This is a genomic window from Denitrobacterium sp. (assembly GCF_056180635.1).
The window spans coordinates 1-16,042 of record NZ_JAZZJS010000015.1; the positions used below are offsets into that span (position 1 = coordinate 1).

The window sequence follows — 16,042 nt, forward strand, 5'->3', positions numbered from 1 at the left end:
TTGCGTCATGGCTGTTCGTGTCCTTGTCGATGGTGTGGTTGAATCGTTCGCAGTTGTTCAGCTGACAGGCGTTAGTTGCTATGCAAACGCACGGCCTGTAATCTTCTCGTACGCCTGGACGTACTTCTCGGTGGTTTTCTCGATAATCTCTTGCGGCAAATGCGGCGGCTCGCCCGTGCGGTCCCAATTGGCGTTGAGCCAGTTGCGCACGAACTGCTTGTCGAAGCTGGGCTGAACCTCGCCCTCGACATACGTGCTAGCACCCCAGAAGCGGCTGCTGTCGGGCGTGAGCACTTCGTCGCCCAGGATGATCTTGCCGTCGATGACGCCGAACTCGAACTTCGTGTCGGCAATGATGATGCCGCGTTCGGCAGCATGGTCAGCCGCCTTCGTGTACACGGCCAGCGTGAGGTCGCGCAGCTGCTCGGCAGCTTCCTGGCCCACCAGCTGAGCGCACTGCTCGAAGCTGATGTTCTCGTCGTGACCGCCGATTTCGGCCTTCGTGGAAGGCGTGAAGAGCGCTTCGGGAAGCTTGGAGGCTTCGGTGAGGCCAGCGGGGAGGCTGATGCCGCACACGGTGCCGTTGGCCTGGTAGGACTTCAAGCCGCTACCGGTGAGGTAACCGCGCACGATGCACTCGACGGGGAACATCTCGGCCTTGCGCACGAGCATGAAGCGGCCATCGAGGTAATCGGCCCAGGGCTTGAACTGTTCGGGCAGATCGGCCACGTCGGCGCTGATGAGGTGATTGTCGACAACGTCGGAAAGAAGTTCGAACCAGAAGCAGGACAGCTGGGTAAGCACCTTGCCCTTGTTGGGGATTTCGTCGGGCAGGATGTAATCGAACGCGGAAATGCGGTCGGTTGCCACAAGCAGGAGCTTATCGCCCAGGTCGTACAGATCGCGCACCTTGCCCTGTGCATCGGGCTTGATGTCAATGGGGTTCATGAACGTACTTTCCTTTCAGAACGGCTTACCGCGATTCATCCGCGGGATCGGTGTCCTCATTATGCGCTTCGAACGAGCGCTTCATACGCTGCTTGTAGGATTTCACGCGCTCCTCATTGAAGAGCGGGATATACATGGTGAAGGTGGAGCCAACGCCCTTTTCGCCTTCCACGCGCACCCAGCCTTCGTGAATGTCGGCGATTTCCTTCACGAGCGAAAGACCCACGCCCAGACCGCCCTGCGCGCGATTGCGCCCGGCGTCGGCGCGCCAGAAGCGGCTGAACACCATCTTGGCTTCTTCGGGAGTAAGGCCGATGCCCGTATCGGCCACGGCGATGGCGGCGTTTTCGTCGCCCTTGGATACCGTGACGGTGATGTGGCCTTCGGGAGTGTAGCGCACGGCGTTCGAGATGAAGTTGGCCGTAGCCTGGCGAATGAGGTCGGGGTCGCCGTAGACGTATACGTCGGGGTCGGCCGAGTAACGCAGTTCGAGGCCAGAGTCGGCGACGAACGCCTCGTGCGTGGAAACGATGCTCTGGATGAGCTCGCCCACGTTCACGATCTGCATCTGCGTGCTGACGGAGCGATTTTCCAGACGCGAGAGCTTCAAGATGGCATCGACCAGGCGCGAGAGGCGCTGAACTTCGGAATTAACCGTTTCCAGGCGTTCCTGGTCGGCCGCGAAGACGCCATCGACCATGGCTTCGACCGTGGACTGGATGGCCATGAGGGGCGTGCGCAGCTCATGCGCGACGTCGGTGGTGAGGCGGCGTTCGAGCTGGCGGTCTTTCTCGACCGATTCGGCCATGACGTCGAACGTTTCGCCAAGCTTGGCGATTTCGTCGTCGCCGTGCAGTTCGGTGCGTGCCGAAAGGTTGCCGTCGCCGAAGGACTTGGCCGCCTTGGCGATGCGCCTAATGGGCTGCACGAGACCGCGCGCGAACACGAAGCCCAGGAAGAGCGCGAGCACTACGGCAAGCGCCGTGGAGAACACCATGGCCTGGTAGCTCTTGTTCCTGAATTCCTGATCGGCCTGCGTGAGCAGCGTGCTGGAACCGTAGACCCACACGCGCACGGTGCCGATTTCCTGGCCATTTGCGTAGATGGTGGCCTGCGCCAGCGAATCTTTGCTGGTAGGCGCAAGAGAGATTTGCTCGGCGCTATCGGTGGTGCGCGAGTCGTCGTAGAGAATGGCGCCCGTGGAATCGAGCACCTGCACGCCCACGCCATTGGAAAGCTCGCTTGCAGACGAAGCGGGCGTGAGCGCGCCGTTATACCAATCGTTGTTCTGCTCGTACTTCGACCCGATGGCCGAAGCCGTGGTGGAGGCGATGCGCTGCATGTTCTCGCGCGTGTACGTCTGGAAGTGCTGCTCCCAGACGAACGAGAGCACGCCGAACGCAACCAGGGCGGTCATGGCCGAAACCAAGGCGAACGCCGCGGTTACGCGCGTTGTGTACGTTAGATTCCCCCAGCGCTTCTTATGCTTGCCCGAATGAGACTCGCGCATGCGCCATTCCCCCTGCTACAGTGCTTGTTACTGGCTCTGCTTCGTGGGGTCTTCGAAACGGTACCCAACGCCGTGCACCGTGTGCAGCCAGGTGGGGTTGCGCGGGTTGTCGCCGATCTTGGCACGCAGGTTCTTCACGTGGGAGTCGATGGTGCGCTCGTAGCCTTCGAAGTCGTAGCCGAGCACCTTTTCCACCAGTTCCATGCGGGAGTACACGCGGCCGGGATAACGGGACAGCGTGGTGAGAAGCTTGAATTCGCTTGCCGTGAGGTCGACCTCTTCGCCGCGCACCAGAACCTTATGGCCGGATACGTCGATGGTGAGGTCGCCGAATTCCAGAACCTCGCGCTGAGGCTCGACATCGGAATGCACGCGGCGCAGAAGGGCGCGCACGCGGGCGACGAGCTCGCGGGGGCTGAAGGGCTTTACCAGGTAATCGTCGGCGCCGAGTTCCAGACCGATGATGCGGTCTTCGACTTCGCCCTTGGCGGTAAGCATGATAATGGGTACATCGGAGTTGTCGCGGATGGCGCGGCAGACACGCTCGCCAGGAACGCGCGGAAGCATGAGGTCGAGAATGACAAGGTCGAAATGGTGCTTGCTGAATTCCTCGAGGGCCTCCTGGCCATCGCCCGCAGCCGTTACCCAGTAGTTTTCGCGTTCCAGGTACGCCGCCACTGCATCACGAATCGCCTTTTCGTCTTCCACGAGTAGAATGCGTCGCGTTTCGTTGTTGCTCATGTATGCCTCTTCTTTCCGATAGTTTACAGCTTATGGCAACTCAGACAGGAGTTCTAAGCAGATATGCCATGCGTGTAACATGCGAATGCGTTTATTGTAGCAATTGCACTTAAACACCGCTGAAACCCCGTGTCAAATGACACAATAAACGTGAAAGTATACACCTGCAAGAGGATGAAGGAGCGCATGGACCGCAAACCCGGCCAACGTCGGCCCGCGAACAGGCCTTCCGCGCAATCGCGGCGCCGCGCAGCAACGGGCTACGCGCGCCCCAGCATCCAAACCACGGGCAGGCGCGTACGCAATACCACGCCCCCCAGCGCTTCGGCGCGCGGCATGGGCGCATCGCGTACATCGCGCGGCAAACGCCGCTCTAATCAGGCAAATCACGCCCAAACGGGCGGCACGCTGCTCACCAGGCGCCATTTCCTCTACGGTGCCCTGGGCGTGGGCGCGGTAGCCGCCGTGGGCTTCGGGGCCAACGCACTCATCCAGTCGCGCAACGCCACCTCCACCACCATCGAGACGCTGTCGGTTCCCGCCAGCAAAGTCGCTACGCTCGACGACCTTACCGAAGTCGACTTGAACAACGCCTTCGAGCAGGTGGGCGAATACGATTTGCCCTACGGCACCCTCATGTGGTGCAACGACGACTCGATGGCCACGTGCCTCATCCCCACCGAAACCGCTTCGCCCCTCACGCAGATCGGCATCATGAAGCTTTCCAGCGGCAACCTGGAAACGGTTGTCGAGGAAGCCGAAGGCACATCCGAGGGCTTCGAGATCTACGATGTGCGCGGAACGTCCTCCGGCCTGGTATGGACGGAGGCGAACATCTTCGAGGGAACCTGGCGCATCGTCACCGCCACGCTCAGCTCGTCAAACTCCCTGGGCAAGGCCCACGTCGTCGACAGCGGCGACTCCTCCAAGGAAACACCCTCGATTGCCGCCGTGAACGGCTACGCGTACTGGGTCGTCATGCCCCCCGCGGGCGCAAGCGACGAGAAGACGGGCACTGCGCAGCTGAAACGCGCATCGTTCGGCCAGGAAAGCTCGGAAGTGGTATACGAAAGCACGGGCCGCATGGCCGCCCCCGTATACGGCGACAGCGACGGCGTCGTCATCACGCCCCGCCACCCCGACGGCAAATCGTACTTCCAGCTTCTGCACGTAAACGCGAATACGGGCGAGGTCGACGACTCCATCACCTTGCCCTCGGCCATGCAGCCGGTGGAAGTGGGATACGGCAACAAGCGATTCTCGTTCTGCTTCGAGGCCATCTACAGCTACGGCGACGGCATCGCCAACCTGGGCACCTACACGCCCTCCTCCGCTCCGAACGGAGACTACAGCAGCGCATCGTGGTTCCGCTTCGGCCGCACGCCCCTGGCACCTCCCGCCTGGTGCGACGACTGGTTCATCGTGAAGTCGAGCCAGTCGGTATGCGCCGTCGACCTCGCCTCGAAGTCGTACTGCACGTTTGGCATCCAGAGCGGCGCCACCAGCTGGGGCGACTACCTGGCCACGAACGGCACCCACAACCGCGTGATCACCATCAGCCAGATCAACGAAATCGACTCCGACAGCAACACCAACCAAACGTGCGTCGTGCGCGTTTGGAAGCCCCTGGCATAAGAAAACGCGCCGCCGGAACTACCAGCGACGCGTTGCATGCGCTCTGCAGGCTTGCAGGAGCCCTAGAGGGCGCGAATCTGCTGAGCGAGCCATTCGGCCCACTCTTCCACGCCATCGCCCTTCGTGGCGCTTACACGGAATACGGGAGCCTGCGGGTTCAAACGCTCGATATGGCTGTCGAACGCCTCTTCGTCGAAATTGAACACGGGCATCGTGTCGACCTTGTTCAAAATAACGGCCTGCGCAACCTGGAACACGCCCGGGTACTTCAGGGGCTTGTCGTCGCCCTCGGGCACCGAGAGGATCATGACCTTGGCATTTTCGCCCAGGTCGAAGTCGGTGGGGCACACGAGGTTACCCACGTTTTCCAACAGGATGAGGTCGAGATTGTCCAAATCGAGCACGTCGACCGCGCGCTTGATCATGTCGCTTTCCAGATGGCAGGCGCCACCGGTGTTGATCTGCACCGCGGCGATGCCCTGCGCCTTGATCTTTTCCGAATCGACGCTGCTGGCGATATCGCCCTCGATGACGGCGATATTGAACTCGTCGCGCAGCGCTTCGATGGTAGCCAGAATGGTGGACGTCTTGCCCGAACCGGGGCTTGCCAGGATATTCAGCACGAACACGCGCTTTTCCGCGAACAGGCGACGGTTTTCCTGAGCGAGGCGGTCGTTCTTATCGAGAATAGGTTGCTTCATATCGATCTGCATGACATGCGCTCCTTTGAGGTTGGATTCAGGCGCTATTATGGCACATTACTGCACACGAATAGGCAAGATTGTGTGAAGACGCGATGGGTTCGCCCAATGGCAAATGAAGCGGGCCGCACGCGTTTGCGTACGGCCCGTAGAGTCCCAAGCGATAGCTAGTCTTCTGGAACGTCGACCTCGATGTTATCGATTTGCAAGTCGCGCCCGGCAAGGAGCTGCGTTGCAATCGAGCCGCATTCGGGGCACGTCATGTGGAAGCGATCGTGATCGAATTCCACGCCGCATTCCAGGCACTTGCTGTGCGGATGCACCATGGTGAGGTTCAGTTCGGAGCCTTCCATGAGCTCGTTGCCCTCGGTAAGGGCCTCGTAGGCGAAGACGAGGCAATCCTCGATGGCTTCCGTCATCTCGCCCACCGAAAGGTTAACCTTCAGCACGCGCGTGGCGCCTGCGTTCTTCGCGGCTTCCGTTACCGCATCCACAACACCCGTCATCATGCCGAGCTCGTGCATGGCCTAGTCCTCCGACTCTCGCTCCAATTTGCGCTGGCGCTGACGTTCCGCCCATTCGGCTTCCCATTCAGCATCTTCCTTGGCCTGCTGCTCCATTTCGAGCTTCTGCTGCTTGATGCGGCGGCCAAGCACCAAACGGGCAGCGAGGAGGCTGACCTCGTACAGGGCGATCATGGCGCCGAAGAGCAGAACCATCGTGACGGGCGAAGCGTCGGGCGTGATGAATGCGGAGAGCACCATGAGGCCAATGTACACTTCGCGCCAGAGGGAGCGCAGCTTGGCGTACGGCACGATTTCGAAGATCGTGAGGTAGAAGACGACGAGCGGCAGCTCGAACGCGACGCCGAAGCCGATTTCGAACTTGATGATGATGTCGACCCACTTATCGGCCTGGGGCGTGATGGTGGCGAAGCCCTGAGCCTGGTCGGTAAGCCACTGGAACGCCGGGTCGAGAATGATGTTGTAGCAGAACACCGTGCCGAACACGAAGAGGGCGCACGCAACGGCGAACGTGGGAATGAACCACTTGCGCTCGTTGGGCTTCAACGCGGGCAGGAAGAATGCGAGCAGCTGCCAGATGATAACGGGCATGCAGGCCACGACCGACGCCCACAGGGCGATGGTGAAGCGTACCGCGAAGGCGTCGAACGCGCCGAGCACGATCATCGTGACGTTGCCATTCGCGTCGGTGGGCATGTATTCGGCAACGGGCGCCAGCAGGAACTGCGAGAGCGTGGGGGTTGCCATGTAGAAAACGCAGACCGCGATGAGCATGCAGACCACGATGCGCACCAAGCGCATGCGCAGCTCGCCCAGGTGGTCGAAAAGGGGCATACGTGCAGGACCGATAGGCATGTCTTATTCCCCCTTCTCTTCCTCGTTGGCAGGCGTGCTTGCACCTGCGGGCGTGCTCTTCTTCGGCGTGGATGCGGGCTCCGGGGCCTTCTTGTCGCCAGATGCCGCCTTGCGCGCGGGACGCTTGGCCTTCGGCGCGGTGCCGTACAGTTCGTCGGCGGAGAATACCTTCGGAGTGTCGTCGACAACCGCGGGCTTCGCAGCCGCTGCCGTTGCGGAAGCGCCCGCTGCTTCGGCGGACTTCTTGGCCTCTTCAGCGGCTTTGCGCTCTTCGGCAGCCTTGCGGGCGGCGCGCTGCTTGTCGTAGCGAGCCTTGCGGGCCGTGAAGCTTTCGCCCTTGTCTTCCTTCTTGACGTCGTTTTCTATCTTGCTGATGGCGTCGAGCGGATTCTTGAAGGGATCCTCGGCATCGGGATCGTAGACTTCTTTTTTGATCACATCGCTCATCTCGTTCTGAGCGTTGCGGAACTTCGCGATGGCGCGACCGATGGTCTTCGCCATGGCGGGCAGCTTATCGGGCCCGAAAATGAGGAACCCGAAGAGCAAAATGAGCAAAAGCTCGTTCGCACCTATACCAAACAATGAAAAACCTCTTATCGTAGGGCGCTAGGCGCCGACGGATACCAAACGTGGGATTTTACCGCAATCCCCTACGCGGCGCCACCCGCCAGGAAGCTGAGGGCAACGGTGGGCACGCCAAGCGCGAGCACCAGAATGACGCACACGATGATAATGCCAATGCGTTTCAGGCGATCGGTGCGTTCCTTCTTCAAACGCGCCGCTTCCTCGCGAGCCTGAGCTGCGGCAAGGCGAGCTTCGCGCTGCTTGGCAGACATCTTCTGCTTCTTAGCCATGGAAAACCTTCTTACATCGTATCGGCGCACTGCCTGCGCAGGCGCGTGCGCGTCTTGATCATCTGGGCGACGCTCGAGCCGAACGGCGCTTCGATGTTCCATTTACCCTCGTCGTAGAGCGTCTTGCCACCCACCATGGTCATGACGACATCGTTCGGCGTGGCGGTGTTCACCACGGCAGCACACGGGTCGTTCGTGGGAGTGGAGTGCGAACCGGAAAGGTCGACGGCGATGATGTCGGCCATCTTGCCCACTTCCAGAGAACCAACCTGATCGTCGATGTGCATGGTGCGCGCACCGCCGATGGTAGCCATTTCCAGCAAGTCATGCGAGGAGATGAACCAATTCGTTTCGGAGCTGACAGCACGCTGAACCATCATGCCGATGCGCATTTCCGCGAAGATGTCGGTGGAATCGGTGGCGGCGGGGCTGTCGGTGCCCAGGCCAATGGCCATGCCGGCCTTCATGTACTCCTCGATGGGAGCCACGCCCATGCCCAGGTTCGCGTTGCAACGCGGGCAGTGGGCAACGCCCACGCCGTACTCGCGCAGCTTCTGGATGTCTTCCCAGCGCACATGCACGCCATGGACGACAACGACGTTTTCGGCTTCGAACGCGCCCCAGTTCAGAGCGTAGTTAACGGGAGTGGCGCCCGTGGGAAGCCAGGGCGGAACCTCCATGTAGCCGCGGCGCTTCATAGCGTCGACGGAGAACGGGCTGCGCCCGTATTTCACGAAGCTGTATTCCTCGCGGCTGCTGGCAACATGCATCGCCAGAGGCGTAGTGTCGGCGGCGTACTTGGCCGCTTCGGTGAAGACGCGCGGATGGCACTCGTACAGAGGGGCGGGAGCGATGCCGATCTGGATAAGGTCGCCATCGACGATGTCGCGCCATTCCTCGATGTCCTCCACGGCCTGGCGCATCGCGTAGTTCACGCGGCGGCCGTCCATGGCGCCCACCTCGCGGTAGGCGATGCCGCGCATGCCCAGGTCGTTCATGGCGCGAACGGCCGGCTCCGAAGAGGCGATGTTCGCGGCGCAGGTGATGCCCGAAGCGATGGACTCAAGGCCGCCGATGAGCGTGGAATCGTAGAGGTCGGCGGCGTTGAGCGTGCTGGAAAGCGCGCTGACGCGGCCCATCCACGTGGCGTAGGGCTCGTCGTGCATCATGCCGCGCAGTACCGTGTACTCCATATGGCAATGGGCATTGACGAAGCCGGGAAGGAGGGCCGCCTGGCCGAAATCGCGGATTTCCTCGTCTTTGTAGCGCGCACGCAGCTGCTCAACCGGGCCAATATCCCGTATGCGACCTTCGGAAATAAGAATCGCGCCCGCCTCGATGGGGTCGGACGTAATGGGCAACACGTATTCAGCGCACAACAGCATGGGCGTCCTCCTGGTGAATTCGTAGCGCACATTCTAGCATTGAACCAGCGCATACGGTGCAATGCACACAGGAAAGGCGGCTACTTCACCGCCGTGTGGATTGCAACGGCCCCGAACGCCAAATTCTCGTATGCCACGTGGCCAAATCCGGCGGCGCGCAGCATGTCGCAGAACTCCTCCTGCTTCGGGAACGCCTTGATGGAATCGGCCAGGTAGACGAAGTCTTCGCGCTTGCCCGTATAGTGCTGGCCCCAGGCGGGAATGCCCCATTTCAGGTACAGGTTGTAGAAGGCGCGCTCGAGGGGGCGCGGCGGCGTGGAGAACTCCAGGATGCACACGGTGCCGCCAGGCACCAGGACGCGGCGGATCTCGCGCAGGGCGGCCATGCGGTCAGGCATGTTGCGAATGCCGTAGGCCATGGTCACCACGTCGAAGGAATTGTCCTCGAACGGCATCTTCTGCGCGTCCACCACCTGCGTGTCAACGTTCACGCTACGCGCGTCGCCAGCTTCGATGCGGCGCTTGGCCACTTCGAGCATCGCAGGCGTGTAGTCGGTGAGCATGATGTGCGCAGGATGCGCCTTGCGGCAGATGGCGAACGTGACCTCGCCCGTGCCGCCCGCAACGTCGAGCACGCGGGAACGCGAGTCGATGGGGGCAAGCTCCACCAGGCGGTCGAGCCACTTATGGTCTTGATGGAAGCTCGAGGAACGGTTGAAGCGCTCGTACTGCTCGGCGATTTCGGTGAAGATGCCGAGCACGCGCTCTTCGGAGATTTCCGCGGGCGCTTCCTTGCCCGTGGCCGTATCGATGGTATGCGAATTGGTATCCGTCATTGCGGTCTCCTAGTAGGGTTCTTCGAGGTTCGTATGGGCGCAGGCGTCGGCATCGAGGCCGCTCGTCTTGTCCTGGTTGAAGCGGTCGAGCGCCACGAGGGCGATCATGGCGGCGTTGTCGGTGCACGCGGAAAGGGGCGGCATGGTCAGGCGCACGCCGCGCTTGCGGCACATGCGCTCGTACGCGGCACGCAAGGCGGGGTTGGCGGCAACGCCACCACCCAGGCAGAACTCGCGCGCACCCGTTTCCCGAAGCGCCGTTTCCGCCTTCGAGACCTGCACGTCGATGACGGCGGCCTGGAAGCTTGCGGCGATATCGGGCAGGTTCAGCTCCACGCCCGCTTCGCGCTGCTGGTTGATATAGGTGATGACGGCCGTCTTCAGCCCCGAAAGCGAGAAGCGCAAATCGCCCGAATGCATCATGGCACGCGGGAAGCGCACGGCCTTCGGGTCGCCCTTCGCCGCGAGGTTCGAGATGATGGGGCCGCCGGGATAGCCCAGGCCAAGCGCCTTGGCCACCTTGTCGAACGCCTCGCCCACGGCATCGTCGATGGTGGAGCCAAGAATGCGGTAGTCGCCCCAATCGCGCACGTGCACGAGCATGGTGTGTCCGCCCGAAACCAGGGACACGACCATTGGGGGCGTCATGTCGGGCGTGGCGATCTTGTTCGCGTACAGGTGTCCCTCCAGGTGGTTCACCTTCACGAACGGCACGCTGGCCGCCCACGCGGCGGCCTTGGCATAGGCAACGCCCACAACGAGCGCACCCACCAGGCCAGGGGCATACGTGCAGGACACGGCATCCATATCGGCAATCGAAAGAGCCGCACCTCCCAGGCGCGACGAAGCGCTCTCGAGGCATACCTGCACCACGCCGCAGATAGCCTCGACGTGCTTGCGGCTGGCAATTTCGGGCACCACGCCGCCGAAGCGCGCATGGAAGTCGATTTGGCTCGCCACGGTATCGGCCAGGATTTCGCCCTTGCCATCGATGATGGAAGCGGCGGTCTCGTCGCACGACGACTCGATGGCCAAAATGAGCGGACGCGCCACATCGTTGGGAATGTCCTGCATGGCCGCGGCATCCACCTGCAGCACCATGCCAGCCACGTCGCGCTCTTCCAGAGGAAGGGGGCCTTCCATGATGACGGCGTCTTCCCGGTCGCTGTAATAGCGCGGGCGCGTTCCGATGGGCGCGAAATCGAGCGAAGCGTAGAACGACTGCGCCCCGGCATTACCCGCGCGCACTTCGAGCGAGCACGTGCGGGCACCCAGGTCGCGCGCATCGCTTGCGACGCGGGCGATGAGGGCGCGCGCGATGCCACGGCGGCGGAACGCGGGATCGACGGCTATTTTCAGAATCTGGAGCTGGCCGTCGGTAATCCATCCGCCGGCATACCCCACAAGCTGGCCTTCGGGCGAATATGCTGCCCACCAGCTGCGATCTTTGCGCGGAAGCTCATCGGCGACGAGATTCTCGCTCCATGCATCGGTGCCCATGGCGCTCGATTCCAGCTTGGCCACATCGGCGGCATGCGCCGCGTCAAGCGGGCGATAGTCGATCTGGGCATCGGCGGGTTCGGCAGCGCCAGCATGCTGCACGCCCGTACGCAGGTCTTTCGGATCGGACGACGAAAGGCGAATGCGCTCGTTTTCCTCGGCATCGGAAAGGCGCGTGTACACGGGCAGCAGAAACGCCGGGTCGTGACGGCGTGCGTCGAAGGGATCGAGCGCACCCTGGCGCCACCCCGCCTGCACGGCCGCGAGCAGGCCAGACCCTTCGGGCGTCCACTGCTCCTGCGGGGCCAGAGAGCCCGCGCCCTGGAACAGGTCGGCGTATTTCTCCAGCGCGTCGCCGGCGATAAGCAGGCTGGCGTCGGGCGAAAGAGACGCAGCGAAATCGCGCGCCTTCACCACGGTGTCGGGCTCGAGGCGATGCGCGCCATCGTCGGCCAGCTCGAAACGCACGGGATAGACTTCCTTGCGCATGGCGTCGGCCACCACGAGCGCCTGGCCACGGTGTCCGGCGGCATGGAGCTGCCATGCAATGGCATCGAGCGTTGATACGCCCACGAGGGGCACGCGCAGCGCCTGGGCGATGCCCTTCGCGGAAGCGATGCAGATGCGCACGCCCGTGAAGCTTCCAGGACCGCGACCGCAGGCCACGCACGCAATGCTTTCGCGCGTGACGCCGGCTCCATCGAGGAGCTCCTCGATGGAGGGAAGAAGCAGGGTGTTCGATGCGCGATGCGCGGGGATGCGGCGCGAGGCGATGCATTCCACCGATTGGCCTTCAGACGCAAGACGCCCCAGGCCGAGCGCGATTACTTCGTTAGCCGTATCGAATGCGAGGATATAAGCAGGTTCCATGTGCGTCTTTCCAAGTTCACGCTGGTCGCCGAGCGCTATTCGCCCAGGCGATGCCAGCCTTCGCGGTTGCCGTCGACCCAGCTGAACAGAAGCTGGCGCGCGCGTTCGCCACGCGGCGTGGCGCGAAAGTCGCGGCCACCCGCCCCGTTCACGGAGATGCGCAGCTCGAGATAGTCGTCGGGTTCGTCGTCGGGGAACTTTTCTCCCCATTCCACGAACGAAACGCCATCGCCTTCGAGCGTTTCCCAATATCCCAGGTCGTAAAGCTGATCGGCATCGTCGAGACGATACAGGTCGAAATGGTTGAGCACGAGCGAACCGCTTTCGTAGGTAAGTTGAATGGTGAATGTGGGACTCGTGACGTCATCGGTAACGCCAAGGGCGTGGGCGACACCCTGCACGAAGCTGGTTTTGCCCGCACCCAAATCGCCATTGAGCATGATGACGTCGCCCGCGGCCAGAAGAGGCGCGAGCGTGGACGCCAATGCGGCGGTCTCCTGCGCATTGGCGCACGAGCACGTGTATGCGAATTCATTGTCCATGCCGCTATTGTAGCGCCCTCCGCCCATCTTCAAACGAATAACAGCTTGCGGACGCACGAGCGCGACACGCGGGAGAGCGCGGGTTAGGCGATGCCGAGCGCGCTTTCGCACGAGTGGATGACATGCTCCATGGTGGTAGACGTCGTGACCGTGCCGATGCCGCCGGGAACGGGCGTGATGGAGCCCACGATGGGCTCGACCGCATCGAAGTCGACGTCACCGCACAGGTTGCCGTCCTCGTCGAAGTTGATTCCCACGTCGATGACCGTCTGGCCCTCGGAAAAGCTATCGGCGCCGAACGCACGCGCACGGCCCGTTGCGCAGATGATGACGTCGGCCTCGCGGCAGCGTGCTGCAAGGTCTTCGGTGCGCGAATGGCACATGGTTACCGTGGCGTTGCGCGCGAGGAGCATCATGGCCACGGGCTTGCCGATGACGAGGCTGCGCCCCACCACGACGACACGTGCGCCGTTCAGGGGCACATTGTAGTGGTCGAGCACGTGCATGCATGCCTGGGCCGTGGCCGGCGGGAACCCATAGCCAGAGCCCGTGAACACGCGCGCGAGCGATGTGGGGGAAATGCCGTCGATATCCTTGCGGGCATCAAGCGCCGCGCAAGCCGCAGCTTCGTCGAGCCCGGCGGGAAGAGGGCGGAACATCAGGCAGCCATGGATGGAGTCGTCGGCGTTGATGCGCTCGATGGCAGCCATGAGCTGCTCGTTCGTGGCATCTTCGGGAAGCACGATGGAGCGAACTTCCACCCCAAGCGACGACGCGCGCTTGCAGGCAGTGCGCTCGTAGCTCATATCGCTGGGGTTTTCGCCCACGCGAAGGATGGCGAGCGTGGGCTGAGCCCCCGCCTCGACGCACACGCGAACGCGCTCCAGAAGCCCCGGGGCCATGGCCGAAACCACTTCCTTGCCAGATAGAATGCGCGCCATATTAGCGAACCTCCCCCATCACGTATTCGAACGTTTCCTGTGCGAGCGGAGCGTATTCGCCAATCAAGGCGTCGGCCTTGGCGCGATACGCGTTCGCGGCAGCGGAATCGGCAAGCGATTTCGCGTTGATGTACACGTTCAGCGACGCACCCATGAGGGCAGCGCGACCGAATGCCGCGGCAACGCCCGCGTCGCTTACCGCCAGGCGGCTACCATCATGAGCGATGGCGCCGCAGAGCTCGATGACGCGCGCGCATGCCTCCATGATGGAAAGGGGCGCCTCCGTTGCCCCCACGAGAGCCTTCTGCAGCGCGGCGTTGCGCGCGGCAAGCTCTTCCTCGGTTGCACGGGGCATGCCGTATGCAGCCGCCAACGGGGAAAACGCACGAGCGTCTTCGTCGATGAGCTCGAACAGGCGCACGCGGAGCTCGTCGAGCTCGGCCAGCGCCTCCTTCACGCGCTCTTCCACGGAAGCGTACTTGGGCTTCCCCACCGTGAGATTGGCCACCATCGAGCCAAGCGCCGCAGCCAGGGCACCACAATACGCGCACGCGCCGCCGCCACCAGGCGTTGGATCGGCGCTCGCGAGCTTGTCGGTAAACGTCGTGTCTATCATTTCCCCACCTTACAGAAGCGGGAAGGCCGAGCCTTCCCGCTTCGTGATCAATGCATGTACTTCGCGCCGTGAGGCGGATGCAACTAGAACAGGCCGGTGATCTTGCCCGTCTCGTCGACATCGATGTTGAACGCCGCGGGACGCTTGCCCAAACCGGGCATCGTCATGATACTACCCGTGAGCGCAACGATAAAGCCTGCACCGGCGCTAACCTTCACGTTGCGAACCGTCATGCGGAAGCCGCGCGGCGCGCCCAGCAGCGATGCGTCGTCGCTGAAGCTGTACTGGGTCTTCGCCATGCACACGGGCATGCCGCCGAAGCCAAGGCGCTCGAGCTCGGCGATTTCCTTCTTCGCGGCAGCCGTGAAATCGACGTCGTCGGCGCGGTAGATGCGCTTGGCGAGCGTGCGAATCTTGTCGGCGATGCCGCCATCGAGCTCGTAGCTGAACGCGAAGTCGTTGGGCTGCTCGCACAGGCGCACGACTTCCTCGGCCAGAGCCGTGCCGCCCTCGCCGCCCTTGGCCCACACTTCGGAAAGCGCAACGTTAACGCCGAGTTCCTTGCACTTCGCCTCGACGAGGTCGAGCTCGGCCTTCGTGTCGGTGGGGAACGCGTTGATGGCTACCACGCAGGGAAGCTGATAGACCTTCGTGATGTTTTCCACATGCTGCAGCAGGTTAGGCAGGCCAGCCTCGAGGGCATCGAGGTTTTCGCTGTTGAGCTGGTCTTTCGGAACACCGCCATGGTTCTTCAGAGCGCGCACCGTGGCAACGACAACCACGGCGTCGGGCTTCAGGCCCGTGAGGCGGCACTTGATGTCGAGGAACTTCTCGGCACCCAGGTCGGCACCGAAGCCTGCTTCCGTGATGCAGTAATCGCCCAGCGCCATGGCCATGCGCGTGGCCATGATGGAGTTGCAGCCATGGGCAATGTTCGCGAACGGGCCGCCGTGCACGAATGCCGGCGTACCTTCGAGCGTCTGCACCAGGTTGGGCTTCAGAGCGTCCTTCAACAGGGCGCACATCGCGCCTTCGGCCTTCAGGCCGTGCGCGGTGACGGGCTTGTCGTCGTAGGTGTAACCGACGACGATGCGGCCGAGGCGCTCCTTCAGGTCGGTGATGCTCGTAGCCAGGCAGAAGATAGCCATGACCTCGGAAGCCACGGTAATGTCGAAGCCATCCTCGCGGGGCACGCCGTGGGCCTTTCCGCCCAAGCCGTCGACGATGTTGCGCAGCTGGCGATCGTTCATGTCTACCGCGCGCTTCCAGGTGATCTTACGGGTGTCGATGCCCAGCTCGTTGCCATTATGGATATGCGCGTCCAGCAAGGCCGCCAGCAGATTGTTTGCCGCGCCGATTGCGTGGAAGTCTCCGGTGAAGTGCAGGTTGATATCCTCCATCGGGATAACCTGGGCATAGCCGCCACCAGCAGCGCCGCCCTTGATGCCGAACACCGGGCCAAGCGAAGGCTCACGCAGCGCCACTACCACATTCTTATCCAGGCGGGACAGGGCGTCTGCCAAACCTACGGTCGTGGTGGTCTTGCCTTCACCGGCAGGCGTCGGGTTGATGGCGGTCACCAGG

Annotated in this window: 16 protein-coding genes; 1 reads left to right on the plus strand and 15 read right to left on the minus strand. The window is 62.5% G+C overall.

Annotation, left to right across the window (positions count from 1 at the left end; translation table 11 throughout):
* Positions 1-78 precede the first annotated feature (78 nt).
* From AC04P6_RS01300 to AC04P6_RS01310, 3 genes are read right to left on the minus strand one after another with little or no spacing between them, the layout of a single operon-like run.
* Positions 79-948 (minus strand): phosphoribosylaminoimidazolesuccinocarboxamide synthase, encoded by an 870-nt coding sequence (locus AC04P6_RS01300; RefSeq protein ID WP_475564789.1) that lies wholly within the window; start codon positions 946-948, stop codon positions 79-81.
* A gap of 25 nt (positions 949-973) precedes the next feature.
* Positions 974-2,458, minus strand: coding sequence for a sensor histidine kinase (locus tag AC04P6_RS01305; protein ID WP_475564790.1), 1,485 nt, complete (start codon positions 2,456-2,458; stop codon positions 974-976).
* A gap of 27 nt (positions 2,459-2,485) precedes the next feature.
* Positions 2,486-3,199, minus strand: a complete 714-nt coding sequence (locus tag AC04P6_RS01310) for a response regulator transcription factor (protein ID WP_066660583.1) — start codon at positions 3,197-3,199, stop codon at positions 2,486-2,488.
* A gap of 186 nt (positions 3,200-3,385) precedes the next feature.
* On the opposite strand from AC04P6_RS01310, the gene AC04P6_RS01315 reads away from it, so the two are divergent.
* Positions 3,386-4,834 carry a twin-arginine translocation signal domain-containing protein gene (locus tag AC04P6_RS01315; protein ID WP_475564791.1) on the plus strand — a complete coding sequence of 483 codons (1,449 nt, stop codon included), beginning with the start codon at positions 3,386-3,388 and terminating at the stop codon, positions 4,832-4,834.
* 62 nt (positions 4,835-4,896) lie between these two features.
* On the opposite strand, the gene hypB is transcribed toward AC04P6_RS01315, so the two are convergent.
* The 12 genes from hypB to AC04P6_RS01375 form a co-directional block, all read right to left on the minus strand.
* Entirely contained in the window at positions 4,897-5,547 is a 651-nt protein-coding gene (gene hypB, locus AC04P6_RS01320; protein WP_475564792.1) for a hydrogenase nickel incorporation protein HypB, read from the minus strand.
* A 155-nt stretch (positions 5,548-5,702) separates the two neighbouring features.
* Positions 5,703-6,059, minus strand: a complete 357-nt coding sequence (locus AC04P6_RS01325) for a hydrogenase maturation nickel metallochaperone HypA/HybF (RefSeq protein WP_475564793.1) — start codon at positions 6,057-6,059, stop codon at positions 5,703-5,705.
* A 3-nt stretch (positions 6,060-6,062) separates the two neighbouring features.
* Positions 6,063-6,914: a twin-arginine translocase subunit TatC gene (gene tatC / locus AC04P6_RS01330; RefSeq protein WP_475564794.1), complete on the minus strand. Its 852-nt coding sequence runs from the start codon at positions 6,912-6,914 to the stop codon at positions 6,063-6,065.
* Between the two features lie 3 nt (positions 6,915-6,917).
* Positions 6,918-7,496: a Sec-independent protein translocase subunit TatA/TatB gene (locus AC04P6_RS01335; RefSeq protein WP_475564795.1), complete on the minus strand. Its 579-nt coding sequence runs from the start codon at positions 7,494-7,496 to the stop codon at positions 6,918-6,920.
* Positions 7,497-7,564: 68 nt separating this feature from the next.
* Positions 7,565-7,768, minus strand: a complete 204-nt coding sequence (locus AC04P6_RS01340; protein WP_475564796.1) for a CASC3 protein CASC3 — start codon at positions 7,766-7,768, stop codon at positions 7,565-7,567.
* An 11-nt stretch (positions 7,769-7,779) separates the two neighbouring features.
* Positions 7,780-9,153, minus strand: coding sequence for an amidohydrolase family protein (locus AC04P6_RS01345; protein WP_475564797.1), 1,374 nt, complete (start codon positions 9,151-9,153; stop codon positions 7,780-7,782).
* An 80-nt stretch (positions 9,154-9,233) separates the two neighbouring features.
* The gene (locus tag AC04P6_RS01350; protein ID WP_475564798.1) at positions 9,234-9,989 is read right to left on the minus strand and encodes a ubiquinone/menaquinone biosynthesis methyltransferase; all 756 of its coding nucleotides are present in this window, start codon (positions 9,987-9,989) and stop codon (positions 9,234-9,236) included.
* Between the two features lie 9 nt (positions 9,990-9,998).
* Complete coding sequence (tsaD, locus tag AC04P6_RS01355) at positions 9,999-12,359, minus strand: tRNA (adenosine(37)-N6)-threonylcarbamoyltransferase complex transferase subunit TsaD (protein WP_475564799.1); 2,361 nt, start codon at positions 12,357-12,359, stop codon at positions 9,999-10,001.
* 35 nt (positions 12,360-12,394) lie between these two features.
* Positions 12,395-12,901 (minus strand): tRNA (adenosine(37)-N6)-threonylcarbamoyltransferase complex ATPase subunit type 1 TsaE, encoded by a 507-nt coding sequence (tsaE, locus tag AC04P6_RS01360; protein ID WP_475564800.1) that lies wholly within the window; start codon positions 12,899-12,901, stop codon positions 12,395-12,397.
* Between the two features lie 83 nt (positions 12,902-12,984).
* Positions 12,985-13,842 (minus strand): bifunctional 5,10-methylenetetrahydrofolate dehydrogenase/5,10-methenyltetrahydrofolate cyclohydrolase, encoded by an 858-nt coding sequence (locus AC04P6_RS01365; RefSeq protein ID WP_475564801.1) that lies wholly within the window; start codon positions 13,840-13,842, stop codon positions 12,985-12,987.
* A 1-nt stretch (position 13,843) separates the two neighbouring features.
* Complete coding sequence (locus AC04P6_RS01370) at positions 13,844-14,458, minus strand: cyclodeaminase/cyclohydrolase family protein (RefSeq protein WP_475564802.1); 615 nt, start codon at positions 14,456-14,458, stop codon at positions 13,844-13,846.
* A gap of 83 nt (positions 14,459-14,541) precedes the next feature.
* The coding region (locus AC04P6_RS01375; protein WP_475564803.1) for a formate--tetrahydrofolate ligase at positions 14,542-16,042 on the minus strand (1,501 nt) is incomplete at its 5' end.

Bases quoted from the DNA above. Each gene is read 5' to 3' on its own strand.
- AC04P6_RS01350 (WP_475564798.1), bottom strand. From the start codon at position 9,989: ATGACGGATACCAATTCGCATACCATCGATACGGCCACGGGCAAGGAA.
- tsaE (WP_475564800.1), bottom strand. From the start codon at position 12,901: ATGGACAATGAATTCGCATACACGTGCTCGTGCGCCAATGCGCAGGAG.
- AC04P6_RS01305 (WP_475564790.1), bottom strand. From the start codon at position 2,458: ATGCGCGAGTCTCATTCGGGCAAGCATAAGAAGCGCTGGGGGAATCTA.
- tsaD (WP_475564799.1), bottom strand. From the start codon at position 12,359: ATGGAACCTGCTTATATCCTCGCATTCGATACGGCTAACGAAGTAATC.
- hypB (WP_475564792.1), bottom strand. From the start codon at position 5,547: ATGCAGATCGATATGAAGCAACCTATTCTCGATAAGAACGACCGCCTC.
- AC04P6_RS01315 (WP_475564791.1), top strand. From the start codon at position 3,386: ATGGACCGCAAACCCGGCCAACGTCGGCCCGCGAACAGGCCTTCCGCG.
- AC04P6_RS01365 (WP_475564801.1), bottom strand. From the start codon at position 13,842: ATGGCGCGCATTCTATCTGGCAAGGAAGTGGTTTCGGCCATGGCCCCG.
- AC04P6_RS01340 (WP_475564796.1), bottom strand. From the start codon at position 7,768: ATGGCTAAGAAGCAGAAGATGTCTGCCAAGCAGCGCGAAGCTCGCCTT.
- AC04P6_RS01345 (WP_475564797.1), bottom strand. From the start codon at position 9,153: ATGCTGTTGTGCGCTGAATACGTGTTGCCCATTACGTCCGACCCCATC.
- AC04P6_RS01370 (WP_475564802.1), bottom strand. From the start codon at position 14,458: ATGATAGACACGACGTTTACCGACAAGCTCGCGAGCGCCGATCCAACG.
- AC04P6_RS01300 (WP_475564789.1), bottom strand. From the start codon at position 948: ATGAACCCCATTGACATCAAGCCCGATGCACAGGGCAAGGTGCGCGAT.
- AC04P6_RS01310 (WP_066660583.1), bottom strand. From the start codon at position 3,199: ATGAGCAACAACGAAACGCGACGCATTCTACTCGTGGAAGACGAAAAG.
- tatC (WP_475564794.1), bottom strand. From the start codon at position 6,914: ATGCCTATCGGTCCTGCACGTATGCCCCTTTTCGACCACCTGGGCGAG.
- AC04P6_RS01325 (WP_475564793.1), bottom strand. From the start codon at position 6,059: ATGCACGAGCTCGGCATGATGACGGGTGTTGTGGATGCGGTAACGGAA.